At 38.4% G+C, this 16,888-nt stretch carries 19 protein-coding genes; 7 read left to right on the forward strand and 12 right to left on the reverse strand.

Annotated elements, in window-relative coordinates; translation table 11 throughout:
* Positions 1-54: 54 nt before the first annotated feature.
* Positions 55-1,272, reverse strand: coding sequence for an MFS transporter (locus tag PH210_RS20365; RefSeq protein ID WP_289988018.1), 1,218 nt, complete (start codon positions 1,270-1,272; stop codon positions 55-57).
* A 116-nt stretch (positions 1,273-1,388) separates the two neighbouring features.
* On the reverse strand, positions 1,389-1,997 hold the full coding sequence (locus PH210_RS20370) for a superoxide dismutase (protein ID WP_223591361.1): 609 nt from the start codon (positions 1,995-1,997) through the stop codon (positions 1,389-1,391).
* A 346-nt stretch (positions 1,998-2,343) separates the two neighbouring features.
* On the opposite strand from PH210_RS20370, the gene PH210_RS20375 reads away from it, so the two are divergent.
* From PH210_RS20375 to ispG, 4 genes are all read left to right on the forward strand, one after another.
* Positions 2,344-3,039 (forward strand): Crp/Fnr family transcriptional regulator, encoded by a 696-nt coding sequence (locus PH210_RS20375; protein ID WP_289988019.1) that lies wholly within the window; start codon positions 2,344-2,346, stop codon positions 3,037-3,039.
* A 103-nt stretch (positions 3,040-3,142) separates the two neighbouring features.
* Positions 3,143-3,910, forward strand: a complete 768-nt coding sequence (locus tag PH210_RS20380) for a DUF1189 domain-containing protein (RefSeq protein ID WP_289988020.1) — start codon at positions 3,143-3,145, stop codon at positions 3,908-3,910.
* Positions 3,911-4,770: 860 nt separating this feature from the next.
* Entirely contained in the window at positions 4,771-5,100 is a 330-nt protein-coding gene (yqfZ, locus tag PH210_RS20385) for a protein YqfZ (protein ID WP_289988021.1), read from the forward strand.
* 120 nt (positions 5,101-5,220) lie between these two features.
* On the forward strand, positions 5,221-6,321 hold the full coding sequence (gene ispG / locus PH210_RS20390) for a flavodoxin-dependent (E)-4-hydroxy-3-methylbut-2-enyl-diphosphate synthase (RefSeq protein WP_223591652.1): 1,101 nt from the start codon (positions 5,221-5,223) through the stop codon (positions 6,319-6,321).
* Positions 6,322-6,381: 60 nt separating this feature from the next.
* Here ispG and PH210_RS20395 read toward each other — a convergent pair whose 3' ends face one another.
* Positions 6,382-6,819 carry a DUF308 domain-containing protein gene (locus PH210_RS20395; RefSeq protein WP_289988022.1) on the reverse strand — a complete coding sequence of 146 codons (438 nt, stop codon included), beginning with the start codon at positions 6,817-6,819 and terminating at the stop codon, positions 6,382-6,384.
* Between the two features lie 196 nt (positions 6,820-7,015).
* On the opposite strand from PH210_RS20395, the gene PH210_RS20400 reads away from it, so the two are divergent.
* On the forward strand, positions 7,016-7,621 hold the full coding sequence (locus PH210_RS20400) for a hypothetical protein (RefSeq protein WP_289988023.1): 606 nt from the start codon (positions 7,016-7,018) through the stop codon (positions 7,619-7,621).
* 34 nt (positions 7,622-7,655) lie between these two features.
* On the opposite strand, the gene zur is transcribed toward PH210_RS20400, so the two are convergent.
* From zur to PH210_RS20415, 3 genes are read right to left on the reverse strand one after another with little or no spacing between them, the layout of a single operon-like run.
* Entirely contained in the window at positions 7,656-8,069 is a 414-nt protein-coding gene (zur, locus tag PH210_RS20405) for a zinc uptake transcriptional repressor Zur (RefSeq protein WP_289988024.1), read from the reverse strand.
* Positions 8,059-8,928 carry a metal ABC transporter permease gene (locus tag PH210_RS20410; RefSeq protein ID WP_289988025.1) on the reverse strand — a complete coding sequence of 290 codons (870 nt, stop codon included), beginning with the start codon at positions 8,926-8,928 and terminating at the stop codon, positions 8,059-8,061. The genes zur and PH210_RS20410 overlap by 11 nt, the downstream gene beginning before the upstream one ends.
* A complete protein-coding gene (locus tag PH210_RS20415; RefSeq protein WP_289988026.1) occupies positions 8,925-9,698 on the reverse strand; it encodes a metal ABC transporter ATP-binding protein in 774 nt (257 codons plus the stop codon). The genes PH210_RS20410 and PH210_RS20415 overlap by 4 nt, the downstream gene beginning before the upstream one ends.
* A gap of 137 nt (positions 9,699-9,835) precedes the next feature.
* Between PH210_RS20415 and PH210_RS20420 the strand changes: the two genes are divergently transcribed.
* Positions 9,836-10,090, forward strand: a complete 255-nt coding sequence (locus PH210_RS20420; RefSeq protein WP_289988131.1) for a DUF2624 domain-containing protein — start codon at positions 9,836-9,838, stop codon at positions 10,088-10,090.
* Between the two features lie 42 nt (positions 10,091-10,132).
* Here PH210_RS20420 and PH210_RS20425 read toward each other — a convergent pair whose 3' ends face one another.
* Together PH210_RS20425 and PH210_RS20430 are read right to left on the reverse strand one after the other, a co-directional pair.
* Positions 10,133-11,026, reverse strand: coding sequence for a deoxyribonuclease IV (locus PH210_RS20425; RefSeq protein WP_289988027.1), 894 nt, complete (start codon positions 11,024-11,026; stop codon positions 10,133-10,135).
* Between the two features lie 22 nt (positions 11,027-11,048).
* Positions 11,049-12,365, reverse strand: a complete 1,317-nt coding sequence (locus PH210_RS20430; protein WP_289988028.1) for a DEAD/DEAH box helicase — start codon at positions 12,363-12,365, stop codon at positions 11,049-11,051.
* A gap of 266 nt (positions 12,366-12,631) precedes the next feature.
* Between PH210_RS20430 and vrrA the strand changes: the two genes are divergently transcribed.
* Positions 12,632-13,291 (forward strand): VrrA/YqfQ family protein, encoded by a 660-nt coding sequence (gene vrrA / locus PH210_RS20435; protein ID WP_289988029.1) that lies wholly within the window; start codon positions 12,632-12,634, stop codon positions 13,289-13,291.
* A 57-nt stretch (positions 13,292-13,348) separates the two neighbouring features.
* On the opposite strand, the gene PH210_RS20440 is transcribed toward vrrA, so the two are convergent.
* The 4 genes from PH210_RS20440 to cccA form a co-directional block, all read right to left on the reverse strand.
* Positions 13,349-14,287 (reverse strand): 4-hydroxy-3-methylbut-2-enyl diphosphate reductase, encoded by a 939-nt coding sequence (locus PH210_RS20440; RefSeq protein ID WP_223591346.1) that lies wholly within the window; start codon positions 14,285-14,287, stop codon positions 13,349-13,351.
* Positions 14,288-14,457: 170 nt separating this feature from the next.
* Positions 14,458-15,573: a Nif3-like dinuclear metal center hexameric protein gene (locus tag PH210_RS20445; RefSeq protein WP_289988030.1), complete on the reverse strand. Its 1,116-nt coding sequence runs from the start codon at positions 15,571-15,573 to the stop codon at positions 14,458-14,460.
* Entirely contained in the window at positions 15,551-16,279 is a 729-nt protein-coding gene (locus tag PH210_RS20450) for a tRNA (adenine(22)-N(1))-methyltransferase (RefSeq protein ID WP_289988031.1), read from the reverse strand. Before PH210_RS20450 ends, PH210_RS20445 begins: the two co-directional genes overlap by 23 nt.
* Before the next feature lie 89 nt (positions 16,280-16,368).
* Positions 16,369-16,737 carry a cytochrome c550 gene (gene cccA / locus PH210_RS20455; protein WP_289988032.1) on the reverse strand — a complete coding sequence of 123 codons (369 nt, stop codon included), beginning with the start codon at positions 16,735-16,737 and terminating at the stop codon, positions 16,369-16,371.
* Between the last annotated feature and the right edge of the window lie 151 nt (positions 16,738-16,888).

Genomic DNA, 16,888 nt, shown 5'->3' on the forward strand with positions numbered 1-16,888 from the left:
AATTTTTAAATATCTACAAAAAATGCGATGAGTATTGTAAAAATACTCATCGCACTAAGCAACTGGCAGATGTACTCTTTTAATGAAAAAATAAATCAATGTATGACCTGCACCCAATAACAATAACAAAATGGGAATGCTTCTTTCCGCGTTAAACCAAGTTACAGCCGCTAAAAATGCTAAAATAGAAACGATTCTTCCTAAATTCAAGAATATTTCTCTAACAACGATATATTCAATTCTCATTTCTGCCGCTTTCCAACCTATTCCAATTACATCATAGGTCGTTGACATATATGGGACAAGTAATAAGGGATAAGCAATGGCAATCATTCCGGCATAAACTAACAGTTTCGCATAGGTTAAGTCCCAAACAATAATTATGACAGCCGCATAAAGAATGATTCCGCCAATCAAAATTGCCTTTTTCCGGTAGCTTTTTTTAATCATTCGGGAGGCTAAAAAATAAGCAATAAATGATATCCCTGAATTCAGCAGACCAAAGGTCCCTAGGGCCATTTCACTTCCGGTTGATAAATAAACGAAGACTGAAATAACAAATAAAAACGTCCCTTCTCTTAGTCCCTGAAAAAAGTGGGCATTCGTAACGAGACGCCAATTATCATTCAATTTTCTTTCCTCTAAAATCCTTTTAAAACAATATCTCCCTTTTGCTGGACGTGGTTTCAAGGAAAAACTCATTAAGACTGCCAGAGCAAATAAACCTAAAGATAATCCAAATACGATAGTATAGCCTGTGAATTTTTCAAATCGTGTGATAATAATGCCTGAAGCAATGGGACCAATCATTCCACCTATGGATGATAAAATCCCTAAAAATCCATTAAAAAAATCTCTTGTCTCAGGCTCAGTAATCTCAAAGGTTAACACATTATAGGCAAGCCAATAGAAACCATAGCCTACCCCCAAAAGACTTCCTAGCAAAAGCAAAAATGTGGCAGCTTTTGTTCCTGTTATTAAAACCATTAAATAAAAAAGGGACAAAAAGATGACACCAATTCTTAAAACAATCACCCGGTCGATTTTTTTAGCCCATCTTCCCGCCAGAATAAACGTTAAAGGCTGCAATACGACAATCGAGAGGTTATAAAGGGCAATATCCGAATACTTTCCTGTTTGTTTCCAGAGATAAATATTCACAAACGTATTGGATAAAGCAACACTTAATGAATACAAACCGCCAATAATCAGCAAAAGTGATAAATCCTTTGTTAATTCTACATCACCTAAAAGCTTAAATCTTTTTGCCATAAAAAAAACTCCCCTTTATCTTAAGGGTAGTCTTTAACAACGCGGTTGTTATTATTCAATTTTTTAGGCAAACAAAAAGACAGCTACGTGAGCTGCCTTCTTTAAATTAACTCAAATTACTTTGCTTCGTTATAACGCTTTGCTACTTCATCCCAGTTTACTACATTCCAGAAGGAACCGATATAATCAGGGCGCTTGTTTTGGTATTTTAGGTAGTACGCATGCTCCCAAACATCTAGACCAAGGATTGGTGTTTTACCTTCCATTAAAGGAGAATCTTGGTTTGGAGTGCTTGATACTTCTAATTCGCCATTTGATACAGACAACCATGCCCAGCCAGAGCCAAAGCGAGTTGTTGCAGCTTTTGCAAACTCTTCTTTGAAGCTTTCGAAGCTGCCAAATTTATTGCTGATTGCATCAGCTAGTTCACCAGTTGGGGCACCGCCGCCATTTGGGGAAAGGATTTGCCAGAATAAAGAGTGATTTGCATGGCCGCCGCCATTGTTGCGTACTGCTGTACGAGCAGCTTCAGGAACAGCATCTAAATTTGCAATTACTTCTTCAACTGATTTAGAAAGTAATTCTTCATTACCTTGTAATGCTGCATTTAGATTTGTCACATATGTGTTGTGATGTCTAGTGTGGTGAATATTCATTGTTTCCTTGTCAATGTGTGGCTCAAGTGCATCTTCTGCATAAGGTAATTTTGGTAATTCAAATGCCATGATAAATTCCTCCTATGTATCCATGATATTATTGGCTTTATCCATATTTAGAATATTTCTAAAGCTTTGTTCTTAACATACCAAAGTTGTGGCATAGTTTCAAATAAAAAGCTTACATTTCACCATATATACAATGCTCATTTCAGCAACTTTTTATACTGAGTCTAAAAGAAAAACAATCATAAATCAAACTTTCGAAAAGTTGTCATATTTAGCCAAACAGCATGCTGTCAACGATTTTTATCATATCCTACTTTAGTCACTTAAAATGCATATAATTGCTTGATTGACATGTTACTAATAAAGGATTTTAATCAGGTTGAAGGATACAAAGGAGTGACAAATTGTGCAAAATAACAGCTTATCTATATATAGTTTGATGATGCAGTTTTTTCAAAAAAGCGAATCCGTTCAAAAAATAAAAGCCGGAACATTTCTTTTTCAAGAAAAGGATCCGGTAGAAAATGTCTTTTTATTGCTGAAAGGAAGCTTGGCGCTTGGAAGGGTCCATTTACGTGGGAAGGATTTTATTTTGAAGATCTTGAACGAACGAGAATTAATTGTTGAGTATCAACTATTTAAAGTTAATCCCCGCTTTCAATTTTACGCTAAGGCGTTGACAGACTGCGATGTCCTTGCCATTAAAAAAGATCTTTTTGAAGATTTCATTTTAACGGATCCCGAGACTATGAATGCTCTTGCTGCTTGGCTTAGTACTGGATATTTAAAGGCACAAATGAAGTGCCAGGATTTAATTATGAATGGGAAAAAGGGCGGGTTGTATTCCATCCTTATTCGTCTTTGTAATTCTTATGGTGTTATGACTGAAAAGGGAATCTTGATTGATTTGCCATTAACCCATCAAGAATTGGCTAATTTAACCTTTGGAACTAGAGAGGTTATTCAAAGGGCTTTAAAAGAATTACGTGAAATAGGAATCATCACATATGAAAATCAAATGTTTACTATAAATAATATCCATTATTTAAAAGAGGGTGTTGACTGTCAAAATTGTTCCTATGAGATTTGTGGAATAAATTAATTATGCAGTCTTGAAATTCTAAAGAACCCTTAATAGGTCATTCTTGTATATAAGGTTTACAAAAGCTACAATAGAATGGTGAATCTATATTAAGGTGGTCATTATGAATATTTTTAAGCAATTTATAAAAAGCATTTATTCTCCTAAGGATATTGCTTTATTTCGTTTTCAAGGAATAGGAAAAACCATATTATATGTCTTTTTCCTTACACTTATCTCCGTTTTACCATCAATAATTTATTTGAGTACAGCACTTTCTACAGGAATAGATTCGGCTCGGTCTATCATTAAAGATGAATTTCCTGCCTTTTCCATTAATAATGGACAGTTATCTGCACAAACAAAAGTACCTGTCACAATTAATAAAGAAGATTTTACTGTTATTCTAGATCCAACAGGAACAATTGAAGCGTCAGATGTAGAAGAGGAAGGAAATGCGTTTGCCTTATTAAAAGATGAATTTGTTTTTTCGTCTGCAGGGCAGAGTGAATCCTATCAATACACGATGCTAAAGAAAATGACTAAAGACGACCTGCTTAATTTTATTGATACAATCCGCGGATTGAAAGCTATAATCATTCCTGTACTCTCTGTCTTTATGTATTTATTTTCCAGTGCCGCAAGTTTCATTGAAGTATCAGTATTAGCATTGATTGGATTAGCTTTAAAGAATCTCGCTGGAAGGAAGTTAACCTATCGTCATGTATGGAGGATGGCTGCCTATAGCGAAACATTACCAACCTTATTTTTTACTATTATGGCGGCAATAAAAACAACTGTACCAAATAGCTTTTTTATAAATTGGTTTGTAGCTATTATCGTATTATTTTTAGCCATTAATGAAATACCAAAACCTAAAAAAGCCAATTAAAACAGGATATGATGCTCAGGCTATCGAAAAACTTTCGATAGCCTTTTAATTGTTCATTATCGTTAATATTTCGTTGCATCAATTTGTTAATAGAATTGAGAATGGGCTTTATATTGGTCTGTTGATTTGCGCTCCAGGCGCTTCGCTTTCCGCGGGCGTGCCGGAGAGCCTCCTCGTCGCTTCGCTCCTGCGGGGTCTCCCCTGCCCCGTACTCCCGCAGGAGTCTTCGCGCCTTCCGCTCCAACCAACAGAGTGTTTTTAATTAAAGTCGTTCTACAGACCTTTTAAATAAAATGTATAAGTGGCGAATCAATGTTTAAGCCATAAGAAACTAGCCAATCTGAATATCAATTTGTGTCTATTGGTGAATTAGTATTGATTTTTCATTTTCTGGGTTCACTACTGCCGGATTATAGGTTTATAGAATGTAAGCGAACATGCCCTTTTGACTGCAGCCTGCCAAAAATAATAAACAGGTTCGCAACGAATTTAGCAAGGTTGGAAAAGTCGTGTAGCGATATCTTTAGTTGATCAAACTCCCTGTTGATTGGAACGGAGGGCACCGACTCCTGCGGGATTTAGAGGTCACTGGAGACCCCGCAGGCGCTAAAGCGCCGAGGAGGCTCCAGGACCTCCCCGCGGAAAGCGAGTGCCCGGAGTGGAAATCAACAGGCCAGGTAGCAGGGATAATCAATTCATAAAAATCGATAATCTAAATTCAGACAAAGTAAAAACCGCCGAGAAAACTACCCTTTCTCGACAATCTGGTTATCCAAATCGGATGCTTTTTCTATAAAAAGTTCTATTTATTTGTGGACAAGCATACCAATGTACAAACTTTCCATTTGGGGGCTTGTCCGATGAAAAAATTATTTGGATTCCTATTAACCGTACTTGTAATTTATGTCATTTATTTAGATTTAACCGTTGGAACACTGACCCCCTCACCTGCAAAGCAGGTAGATGCAAAGGTGGAGACCGTTATTAAGAAACAATCGGGACTTCCATCCTTTGAGGCAAAAGTTAAACCTGGTGAAACCGTCATTTCAATTGTAGAGCATAGATTAGAAAAACCTCTTCCAGTATCGATTACCGATTTAATTGAAGACTTTAAAAAATTAAACCAAGGCCGCAATCCGGAAAAAATTCAAATTGGATCTACATATCATTTTCCTGATTACTCAAAATAATGGAGATACCACCCTTATTCTTGGCAAAAATAGAAGTAGACTGATAAAATAAAGTCGAAATTGATTTTATTGTTTTTTATTGGGATCCCATTTTAAAGGAGCGAATTCCACGTGAGTGAAATTATACATCGTACAAAAACCCGGCCTGTAAAGGTTGGAAATTTAACCATCGGGGGTAATAACGAACTAATTATCCAAAGTATGACGACAACAAAAACCCACGATGTTGAAGCTACAGTTGCCGAGATTAAACGGCTTGAAGAGGCTGGGTGTCAGATTGTCCGAGTTGCTTGTCCGGATGAGCGTGCAGCAAATGCTATTGCTGAAATCAAAAAAAGAATCAATATCCCTCTTGTTGTCGATATCCATTTTGATTATAAATTAGCATTAAAAGCCATTGAAGGCGGCGCGGATAAAATCAGAATCAACCCTGGTAACATCGGAAAGCGTGAAAAAGTGGAAGCTGTCGTAAAAGCAGCTAAAGAGCGCGGAATTCCAATCCGGATAGGAGTCAACGCTGGTTCCCTGGAGAAAAAGATATTAGAAAAATACGGATATCCAACAGCAGATGGTATGGTTGAGAGCGCCCTACATCATATTAAAATTCTTGAGGATTTGGATTTCCACGATATTATTGTTTCGATGAAGGCATCTGATGTAAATCTTGCTATTGAAGCCTATGAAAAAGCTGCCCGTGCCTTCGATTATCCATTGCATTTAGGAATTACCGAATCTGGGACGCTTTTTTCTGGGACAGTAAAAAGTGCGGCTGGATTAGGAGCGATTATCAGCAAGGGAATCGGAAACACACTACGGATTTCCTTAAGTGCAGATCCAGTTGAAGAAGTAAAGGTTGCACGTGAGCTTTTGAAGGTGTTTGGTCTTTCCTCCAATGCTGCAACATTAATTTCCTGTCCAACCTGCGGAAGAATTGAAATTGATCTTATTAGCATCGCGAATGAAGTTGAAGAATATATCCAGAAAATTAAAGCTCCGATAAAAGTTTCCGTTCTGGGCTGTGCCGTTAACGGGCCTGGAGAAGCTCGTGAGGCGGACATTGGTATTGCCGGGGCACGCGGTGAAGGATTACTTTTCCGCAAAGGTGAAATTGTAAGGAAGGTTCCAGAAGCCCAAATGGTCGAAGAATTGAAAAAAGAAATCGACCAAGTGGCAGAAGAGTATTTTCAGAAAAAAGCAGCAGAAGAAGCCGCCGCAAAATAACATAAGGAAAACCCGGCAGGTATCCCGCCGGGTTTCTTTTTGCCCCTATGCAGCTATATGTTAAAAGAACGGGAGAATAAAGATACCGATAATAATCGATACAGCACCAATCCCAATTGCCCAGGCACCGAGTCCTTGTGCACCTCTGCGCCTAGCAACGAAACCTAACACAATTCCTGCAGCACCAAAAAGAATAGGTAATACAAACAGAGATAAAATGGATAGTGCTAAAGCTACTGTGCCAATCCCGGCACCACCCTCTGCTCTTTCTCTAACAGCTTCACGGTCCCTTCCGCGTATAACTGGTACAGGGGCCGCAATTTCAGCAGCAGTTTCTTCCCTATAATCAGTATGTCTAATTGGGACAGATGCACCAATTTCTGGAGCAATTTCTGAAGCTGTTTCTTCTCTAAATTCTGAAGGGTAATTTGGGATATCCTGTCCTATATTAGCACTTTGAAGAGCTTCTTGCACTTTCGTGTCTCTTTCATCTGCCATTCGAATCCCTCACTTTCAGTAATAGGAGCACTATTATTGTTTACCTAAAGCCTCTTTTTACTATGTCAATGTTTGTCTTAAATAGGTTTTTATTTCAAATCCCGAAAAATATTACATAAAATTATTTACTTTATAAAACACGCTTCTTTGGTAAAATAGAATAAGATAAGCAAATGCAATTTGAAGGTGAGCACAAATGAGAAAACGTTTTGGAATTGATATCGACGGTACGGTTACGTGCCCAACTTCAATTTTACCTTTTATCAACAAAGCTTTTGGACTAAACATTGCGTATGAGGATGTTAATGAATATGAATTGACCCCGTTTGTAAATGTTTCTGAAAAAGAATTTGCCAAATGGTTTCACGAAAATGAACCGATCATCTATGAAGGTTCACCGCTGGCTCAAGGAGCAAAAAACGTCCTAAAAAAATGGGAAAATCAGCATGAATTGTTTTTTATCAGTGCCCGAGGCCAGCATCTCTATGATGTAACAGAAAAATGGTTTACCGATAATGAGCTGCTTTATCACCATATTGAATTAATTGGAACCCATAATAAAATTGAATCCGTGAAAAAGCACCAAATCGATATCTTTTTTGAAGATAAACATGATAATGCTGTTACCATTCACGAAGAGTGTCACATTCCCGTCATATTATTTAATACCCCCTATAACCAAGATCCAATCCCTAAAGGGGTCATTCGCGTTTATGATTGGGCAGAGGCCTATGATTGGGTAGAGCATTGGTTAAGACAGCAGCAAAAGGACAATCGTAAATTGGTCAGCTCCCTCATTTAAAAAAACAGCTTGCGGCAAAGGCCGCAAGCTGTTTTTAGTTTACACATTCAGGGCATCTTCCATAGATTTCAAATTTGTGCCCGGAAATATCATATCCTTTTAAATTTTCACTCAATCCATCCATTGGGCAGGTTTCAATTTCCTTCGTTTTTCCACAGTCCAGACAAATAAAATGATGATGATGATGATGTCTCGAACATGTAAAGCGAAAATGCTTTTCACCTGATAATTCTGTCGTCTCTAATATTCCCATGTTAACAAACAGAGAGAGGTTTCGATAAATCGTATCAAAACTCAGGCCTGGATAATCATCTTTCAATTGATCTAAAACATCCTTAGCTGTTAAATACTTGTCGCTGTCAGCAAATAGTTGAAGCATATCTTCTCTTTTCCCTGTCTGTTTAAAGCCGTTTTCTTTTAGGTATTGGATAGCTTCATTAACGTTCACTTGACTCTACCTCCGAAAGCACATGCTTTTTAATGATTAATTTCTTATAAAAGATAGCGATTACTAGGATAAGAACCGCAAGCATTACAATCGTTCCGCCAGGGGCCAAATCTAAATAATATGCTGTAAAAAGTCCTCCAAGGACAGAGATTTCACCAAATAAAACTGACAAAAAAATCGTTTGTTTAAAACCTTTGGCAAGGCGAATACTTGCCGCAACCGGCAGTGTCATTAATGATGAAACTAACAAAATCCCAACAATTCTCATCGATGCTGCAATTACTAATGCCACCATTACAATGAAAATGAAATGAATGCTCTTTGCGGCAATACCAGAAGCTTTCGCATGTTCTTCGTCAAACGATAATAAAAACAATTCTTTATATAATAAAATGATAACGGTGATTACAAGGATGCTAATGATAAAAATGACGAGTAAATCCGTCCGGCTTACTGCTGATACACTGCCAAATAAATAACTGAATAAATCGGTATTGAACCCATTCGCCAATGAAATAAATATGACCCCAAGCCCTATTCCACTTGAAAGAATAATGGGAATGGCAAGCTCTTGATAATGCTTATAAACACCTCTAAGCTTTTCAATAAACAAGGAGCCTCCTACGGAGAATACCATCCCTAAATACAGTGGATTTAAACCAGCTAAAGCTGCAACATTTCGTTCAAGCAAAAGACTTGCCGCAATACCTGCAAGCGTCACATGGCTAAGGGCATCCGCAATTAACGATAACCTTCTAACGACAATAAAAACACCTAATAACGGCGCAAGAATTCCAATCAAGATTCCAGTTAAAAAGGCATTTTGTAAAAATTCATAATGAAAAATTCCTTGAATCATTTTAAAACGCCTCCGTGATCATGATTATGGGCAATCAGATGGACATCATGACCATAAACTTTAGACATATCTTCTTTTTTTAACTGCTCGAATTCGCTAGTTTCCCCATGAAAATGCATATTTTTATTTAAGCAGGCAACATGTGTTACCTTGTCTGAAATCGTTCCAATGTCATGGGTAACCAAAAGAAGGGTGATTCCTCGATTCTTATTTAAATCATTAAGCATTTGATAAAAAGCATTAACATTTTCAGCATCGACACCGACCGTTGGCTCATCTAGGATCAACAGCTTGGGTTCACTGACAAGGGCACGTGCAATAAAAACTCGCTGTTGCTGCCCTCCGGAAAGTTCACCAATATTCCGGTTATGAAAATTCTTCATTCCAACGGCATCCAATGCATCTAAAACAATACGTGAATGCTCTTTTTTAAAAAACTTAAACATCCCAAGCTTTTTTGTCAGACCGCTTGCGACTACCTCAAATACAGTCGCAGGAAACCCCGTATTGAAAGAATTAGCCTTTTGTGAGACATAGCCGATTTGCTGCCAAGCTTTAAATTTGCTTATTTCCTGGCCAAATAAAAAAATCTCCCCTTTTTGCGGTTTTAACAATCCTAAAATTAATTTCAGGAGGGTTGATTTACCAGACCCATTTGGACCGACTATGGCTAAAAAAGAGCCATCTGGAATGGATAGGTTAATATTCTCAAGGACCGTGTCCTTTTCATAACGATAGAATAAATGTTTAATTTCAATAATTGATTGCATATTTGCACTCTCACCTTTTAATTATCAGAATCATTCCGATTTAACTTCAAAAAGTATACAATAGTGTTTCCAGATTGTAAAGCCTGTTGTCACACTCTTGCCGCATCTTCATACATTAGGAGGGAGGAGTGGTGAGGGTGAAAATTTTTGAAAACATCATTAATCATAAAATAAATACGATTACTACAGATGAATTATTGAAATACGCAGATCAATTTAACATTGTCATTAATCGGCAGCAGGCAGGAAAAATTGCCACATACTTAAGAGGAAAAAATATCAATATATTTGATAATGGACAGCGGGCTCAAATCGTTAGAGAAATCGCAAAAGCGGCTGGTCCTGAAACAGCACGCGAGGTTAATAAATTATTTATGTCATTTACCAAATAATCAAAACAAGCTGTGCAGACTGCACAGCTTATTTTCTATTAATTATGATTGCATGATTTTATCCAAAAGGTCTTCATCGAACCTTTGCTCACGGAGCATACTGATTTCGAATTTATATGGTGCTTTTTTATTATTTTTATCTTCACCGACAAATGGTGTTTCTAAGATCTTGGGAATATCCATCAGTTGCGGATGATTAACAATATAATTGAGTGCCTTAAAGCCAATATGACCGAACCCGATATTTTCGTGGCGGTCCTTCCGCATTCCTACAGCATTCTTGCTATCGTTAATATGAAGTACCTTTAATTTTTCAATCCCAATAATCTTGTCAAATTCATTTAAAACACCATCAAAATCTTCAACAATATTGTAACCGGCATCATGAGTGTGGCATGTATCGAAACAAACGGACAGTTTATCACTATAGTTAACCCCATCCATAATCATCGCGATTTCCTCGAAGGATTTCCCACATTCTGAACCCTTTCCAGCCATGGTTTCCAAGGCAATTTGAAGCTGTTCTTGCCCAGTCAGAACTTCATTCAAACCCTCAATGATTTTTTTAATTCCTGCTTCTGTCCCGGCACCGACATGGGCACCCGGGTGAAGCACGATTTGTTTCGCTCCAAGCGCTTCAGTTCGTTCAATTTCCGAACGAAGAAAGCGGACGCCTAATTCAAACGTATCCGGGTTTTCTGTATTACCAATATTGATAATATAGGGAGCATGGACCACAATTTCTGAAATCCCATTTGCCTCCATATGCCTTCTTCCCGCTTCAATATTTAAATCCTCAATTTTTTTCCGTCTTGTATTTTGCGGTGCCCCCGTATAAATCATAAACGTATTGGCTCCGTAAGAAACAGCTTCTTGGCTTGCAGCAAGCAACATATCTTTTCCGCTCATCGAGACATGTGATCCGATTTTTAACATTGCTTTCCTCTCCATTTCTTCATTATTTCTTTTTCTGGTTCAATCTTCGCTGCCGTTTTTTAATTTTATCCATTTCCCATTGCATTTTCTTTTTATAGCCTGGTTTTACTTTTTGCGGCTTTTTAATGATGGATTTCGCAAGTTTGTCGGCCTCATCTTCCTGCCTTACCCGAGTCTTCCGTTTATTCCGTTCATCCGCTTCCACAAATCCTTCTTTTTTCAAATCGACATACTTAAACTGAATACCCATTTTTTCTAACCGATTTAAAGCATCTTCATCAGATAATTCATAAATGGTCAAAGCAATTCCTGTATTTCCTGCCCTTGCCGTTCTGCCGACCCGATGTATATAAAAATCTAAATCCGAAGGCAATTCATAATTTATGACATGGCTTATCCCTTCGATGTCAATTCCTCTTGAAGCAAGATCGGTTGCTACGATGTATTGATACTCCAAATCCTGAATTTGCTTCATCATTTTTTTTCGTTCACGCGGATTTAAATCTCCGTGAACACGGCCAACCTTTAAGCCTTTTTCATTTAAAAACCTGGCTACATCTTCCGCCATTTTTTTTGTATTCGTAAAGACAATTGCTAAATAAGGATTGTAGGCAAGGAGAGCGTCAAGAACCAGCTGCTTTTTATTGCGATGTCTTGACGGTAATAAAAAGTGTTCTAAATTTTCCGCTGCCTTTTGTTTTGCTTCAATTTGAATGGTTTTCGGATTTTCCATATATTTTTTAAGGAAGGGCTTTAACTTTTCTGGAATGGTTGCTGAAAATACTAGCATTTGCAGGTTTTCAGGCATCCTGGCCGCCACACGATCTAAATCTTCGATAAATCCCATATCTAACATCATATCTGCCTCGTCCACAACGAGAATTCCCGCTGTATGAACAAAAAGGGCTTGATCTGCAATGAGGTCATTGATTCTGCCTGGCGTCCCCACAACAATATGCGGTTGTACCTTTAATTTTTCGATGGTGCGCTGCTTGTCCGTTCCGCCAATATAACATCTTGTCATAATGGACTGCTCCGGATTACAATGTTCGGTGATTTTCAGGATTTGATGATAGATTTGCGATGCCAGTTCCCTAGTCGGTGCTGTAATAACTGCCTGGACCTCCTGCCGCTGCGTGTTGATTTTTTCAAGGATTGGCAGCACAAAAGCAAGTGTCTTTCCAGTACCAGTCTGAGATTGTCCAATAGCACTCTCTTCTTTTAATACTAATGGAATCATGCGTTCTTGGATTTCTGTCGGCTCATAAAATCCAAAATGATTAATGGCTTCTATAATAAACGGTTGAAACTTAAAACGATCAAAACGATTTTCTTTCATGTAATTGCTCCTTAATATAAAAATAATCTAATGACTATGGAGTAGTTTTCTTTGTTTAGCAAGAGCTTCCACTTTAATATCCATCATGCAATTATATTAAAGATTCCTGCAAAACACCAGTATCTTTCCTATTAGTATCATTTTTTACCTATTGGGAACTTTTAAACAACTAAATTTGTTTTTGTCCTGTGCATAATACCTAAACCAATTTATGATAAATGCATACCTTAATTCATAAGGGTCAAATCAGAAAGGAGGCTAAAAATATGCAGCCAAGACCAAGATTCCCCATGCAGGGAGGAATGGGTCCGCAAATGATGCAAGGTCAGTTCGGCGGAGGCGGTGGTCCAATGATGGGAGCAGGTCCTAACCCCTTTGGAGGGAGGGCTCCGATGATGGGACAATCTGCAAATCCTTTTGGCGGAAGAAATCCCATGATGGGTGGAGCACAAATGAATAGGGGCGGTGGCGGCCTACTTTCGAGACTTCTCGGAAGAGGAAATCAAGCAAGCGGATTAATGGGAATGCAAGGAGCTGGACGTGCCGCTTCAGGGGGCGGCGGTGGCTTACTCCAATCATTAAGTAACCCTGGTGGGCTTTCAAACATTCTTAACAATACACAGCAGGTTTTGAAAACAGCACAAACCATTGGTCCAATGGTCCAACAATATGGGCCATTAGTAAAAAATCTGCCGGCCATGTGGAAACTGTATAGAGGACTAAAAACTGCTTCGAAAAGCACGGATGAATCAACTGAAAATAAAGATAAAACCACTGAAGCAGCAATGGAAGAATCATCAAGCAATGAGTCAAGTGAACTGGAAACTCCTAAGACGAATACGACACGAAAAAAAAATCCACAGCAAAAAACGAATAGCAATAGGCAGCAGCAAAAAGGAACCTCTGTTCCAAAAATGTATATATAAAATTAAGCACACAAGATTTCAATTTCTGAAATCCCGTGTGCTTTTTCTTTTTAATATTTATTTTTTCACCTTAGGTAAAATTTTGTTAAGTGGTACATTTCTGCGTCGTTCCCAAGTAGCTGGGTTATTTGGATCAAATTGTTCAAGGAAGGTGATGACTTCCTTTGTAATCGGGGTTGGAGTCGAGGCCCCTGAGGTTACGGCAACGTTTTTAGCATCTTTTATCCAGTCAATTTCTAGTTCCGTGATATCAGCGATACGGTATGCTTTAGTTCCTGCAATTTCTTCAGAAACCTGTGCGAGCCGGTTCGAATTATTACTTTTCGGATCACCGACCACAATCGTTACATCTGCCTCAGTTGCCTGTTCTGCAACGGCTTCTTGACGCACTTGAGTGGCAAGACAGATTTCTTTATAAGCCTCAGCATGCGGAAATTTTTCCTGAACCTTCTTCATCGTATCCGCAACATCCCATTGGCTCATCGTTGTTTGATTCGTCACAATTAGTTTCTCACAGTCAAGATTCAATGCATCCACATCGCTTGGAGATTCAACGAGATGGACTTGACCCGGTGCAACGCCAACAGCGCCTTCCGGTTCTGGATGCCCTTTTTTACCAATATAAATGACTTGGTAGCCCTGTTTTGTTTTTTCTTCAATCAAGTCATGGGTTTTTGTAACATCCGGGCACGTTGCATCAATTGTGACAAGCCCTTTCTGTTTAGCTATCTCTCTCACCTCTGGAGAGATTCCATGTGCTGTAAAAATGACTGTCCCTTTATCTACTTTTTCTAAAATATCTTTTCGGTTTTTCCCGTCAAGGGTTATAATGCCTTCTTCTTCAAACGCATCCGTAACATGCTTATTATGAACAATCATTCCCAAAATGTAGATTGGGCGAGGTAATGTTTTATCTAAAGCGGCATTTCTAGCTATAACCATTGCATCAACAACACCGTAGCAGTAACCGCGTGGCGATATCTTAATTATTTGCATATAAAAAAGTCCCCCTAAAAGACTATGATTCATAAACTATGTATTTATTATATAAAACTAATAGATATAATACAAAGATACATTTTTCCTGTACAGCTTTTTAAAGCGGCTTCAGCTGCATTAAAAATGTCCTTCATCAGGCAGATAAAGGACATCTCGGTTAGTAAAATTTAGATAAATTGAAATGGGTCTGTGTTTTCTTCTGAAGGGAAAATTTCGACTTCATAGCCTGCCTCATGACAAAGTTTCTGTAATGTAGCAGTCAGCCCCTTTTTCATAATTTTTTCGACATTATGGCCAGGGTCTATCATGTTTAAGCCCTGCAGCATTGCATCATGTGCCGTATGGTAATAGATGTCTCCTGCTACGTACACATCTGCCCCCTTAAATTTTGCATGACTAAAATATTTGTTTCCGTCCCCGCCTAGAACTGCCACCTTTTTTACTTTCGAGCTTAAATCACCAACCACACGCACTCTTTCTACCTCTAGCGCCGATTTTACCTGTTCTGCAAACTCAGCTAAAGTCATCTCAACAACTTTCCCAATTCTTCCAAGGCCGAGGACTTCACCTTTATTTTCCAATGGATAAACATCATAGGCAACCTCTTCATATGGATGTGCTTTAATCATGGCCGTGATCGTCTTCTTTAACAGTGGTTCAGGAACAATCGTCTCTATTCGAACTTCATCAACAGCTTCAAGCTGCCCAGTTTGCCCGATATAAGGATTGGTGTTTACCCCAGGCATAAATCGTCCTGTTCCGTCTGCAGAAAAAGAGCAATGGCTATAATTCCCGATATTTCCTGCTCCCGCTTCGCCTAGTACCCCTCTAATGGTATCAGCATGACTAACTGGAACATACACAACTAACTTCTTAAGCTGAGTATCCTGGGTAGGAACCAACACTTCAGCTTCCTGCAGTCCTAAAGCTGAGGCCAGTAAATCATTGACGCCCCCTTTTGCCACATCCAAATTCGTATGTGCAGCATAAACAGCTATATCATGCCTTATTAATTTCTCAATCATCCGTCCTTGAACTGTGTCTGTATTAATATTTTTTAGCGGGCGAAAAATCGGAGGATGATGGGCGATAATTAATTGGACATTTTTTCTAATCGCCTCCTCAATGACATTTTCGAGTACATCAAGGGCAATCATTACTCGTTCAATTTTTTTATTTAATCGGCCGACTTGCAAACCTATCTTATCGCCTTCCATCGCAAGGCCTTTTGGTGAAAATTGCTCGAAAAGCTGGATTAGTTCATGACCGTTTGGTATTTTCATCCTTCAAAACCTCCTCAACCAATTTTATTTTATTTAATAGCTCCTCTTTTTTTTCTATTGTCTCTTGTGTTTGAGCAGCATTTTCCAGCTGATTGTATATTCTTAACCAATTATTCCTTTCAGCCGTCCATTTTTTCTTGAAAGCTTCGTTTTTATACTGTAGAAGAAAAGGTCCAACTAATAATCCTATTTCTAACTCAGAAGAATAGGTTCTTAACGGGTCTCCCTTTTCAGCAACAAGGACCTCATAAATCTTCCCGTCTTCCTCCATTATTTCTTCCGCAATCAACTGCCAATTATTTTCTAAAAACCACTTTCGGATTGAATTGGCACTGATATTCGGCTGTAATATCAGACGCTTAACGGAGCTAAGTTTGTCCTTTCCGCTTTCTAAAATACTGGTGATTAAGGCGCCGCCCATTCCAGCAATTGTAATGCACTCAACTTCTCCGGGACGGATTACTTCTAAGCCATTCCCCATCCTGACAGAAATAACATCGGCAAGACCTTCTAACCTCACGTTATTTTTAGCGGAATTATAGGGCCCCTCCACTACTTCACCGGCAACCGCAAATCGAACACCTTGGTTTTTAGCTAAAAAGCAAGGCAAATAGGCATGATCCGAACCAATATCAGCCATACTGGCTCCATTAGGTACATATTTAGCAACCGCTGCTAAACGAGCTGATAATTTATCTGTATTCAAAAAAACCACCACTTTTTATATGTATGTATTTCCTTTAGTATATAAAAAAGTCCTTTACAGATGCAAAGGACTTTTTATATGTTGCCTGATTACTTAATCTTAGATACCCAATCCGCCATAGCAGCAGCTTGCTCTTCTGGAACTAGGCCTGGCGGCATGTTTCCCTTACCTTTTGTAATGAAAGTCTTGATTTCATCCTTTGAAAATTTGCTGCCAACACCTTTTAATGATGGCCCTACAACCCCTTGATACTGGTCGCCGTGGCATCCTATACAAGTTTGTTTATAAATGTCTTCTGGATTGGAGGCAGCCACTTCTGTTTTCTCATTTCCGCCGCCTTCGCCCTTATCCTTTGCGACCTCTTTCATATCACCAAGGCCTTTGAAAGACAATAGAAACATTAGTCCGATACCAAAAACCATGATGATGATAAAAGGAATAACCGGATTTTTCTTCAAGATAATAACCTCCCTTATGTACGAATACCTTGTAAATAATAAAATGTCTACAAACAACTATTATTTTACTTGAAAATGAACAGAAGGAAAAGCCCTAAACTTATTTTATCACTATAATCTTTATAAAAAAGAGAAAAGAGACTTAAAACAA

The sequence above is a fragment of the Paenibacillus sp. BSR1-1 genome (assembly GCF_030403775.1).
In the GTDB taxonomy this organism is placed as follows: domain Bacteria; phylum Bacillota; class Bacilli; order Bacillales; family Cytobacillaceae; genus Neobacillus.

Coding starts and splice junctions, on each gene's coding strand:
- PH210_RS20365 (WP_289988018.1), bottom strand. CDS start 1,272: ATGGCAAAAAGATTTAAGCTTTTAGGTGATGTAGAATTAACAAAGGAT.
- PH210_RS20370 (WP_223591361.1), bottom strand. CDS start 1,997: ATGGCATTTGAATTACCAAAATTACCTTATGCAGAAGATGCACTTGAG.
- PH210_RS20380 (WP_289988020.1), top strand. CDS start 3,143: ATGAATATTTTTAAGCAATTTATAAAAAGCATTTATTCTCCTAAGGAT.
- yqfZ (WP_289988021.1), top strand. CDS start 4,771: ATGAAAAAATTATTTGGATTCCTATTAACCGTACTTGTAATTTATGTC.
- PH210_RS20395 (WP_289988022.1), bottom strand. CDS start 6,819: ATGGCAGATGAAAGAGACACGAAAGTGCAAGAAGCTCTTCAAAGTGCT.
- PH210_RS20400 (WP_289988023.1), top strand. CDS start 7,016: ATGAGAAAACGTTTTGGAATTGATATCGACGGTACGGTTACGTGCCCA.
- PH210_RS20410 (WP_289988025.1), bottom strand. CDS start 8,928: ATGATTCAAGGAATTTTTCATTATGAATTTTTACAAAATGCCTTTTTA.
- PH210_RS20415 (WP_289988026.1), bottom strand. CDS start 9,698: ATGCAATCAATTATTGAAATTAAACATTTATTCTATCGTTATGAAAAG.
- PH210_RS20425 (WP_289988027.1), bottom strand. CDS start 11,026: ATGTTAAAAATCGGATCACATGTCTCGATGAGCGGAAAAGATATGTTG.
- PH210_RS20430 (WP_289988028.1), bottom strand. CDS start 12,365: ATGAAAGAAAATCGTTTTGATCGTTTTAAGTTTCAACCGTTTATTATA.
- vrrA (WP_289988029.1), top strand. CDS start 12,632: ATGCAGCCAAGACCAAGATTCCCCATGCAGGGAGGAATGGGTCCGCAA.
- PH210_RS20440 (WP_223591346.1), bottom strand. CDS start 14,287: ATGCAAATAATTAAGATATCGCCACGCGGTTACTGCTACGGTGTTGTT.
- PH210_RS20445 (WP_289988030.1), bottom strand. CDS start 15,573: ATGAAAATACCAAACGGTCATGAACTAATCCAGCTTTTCGAGCAATTT.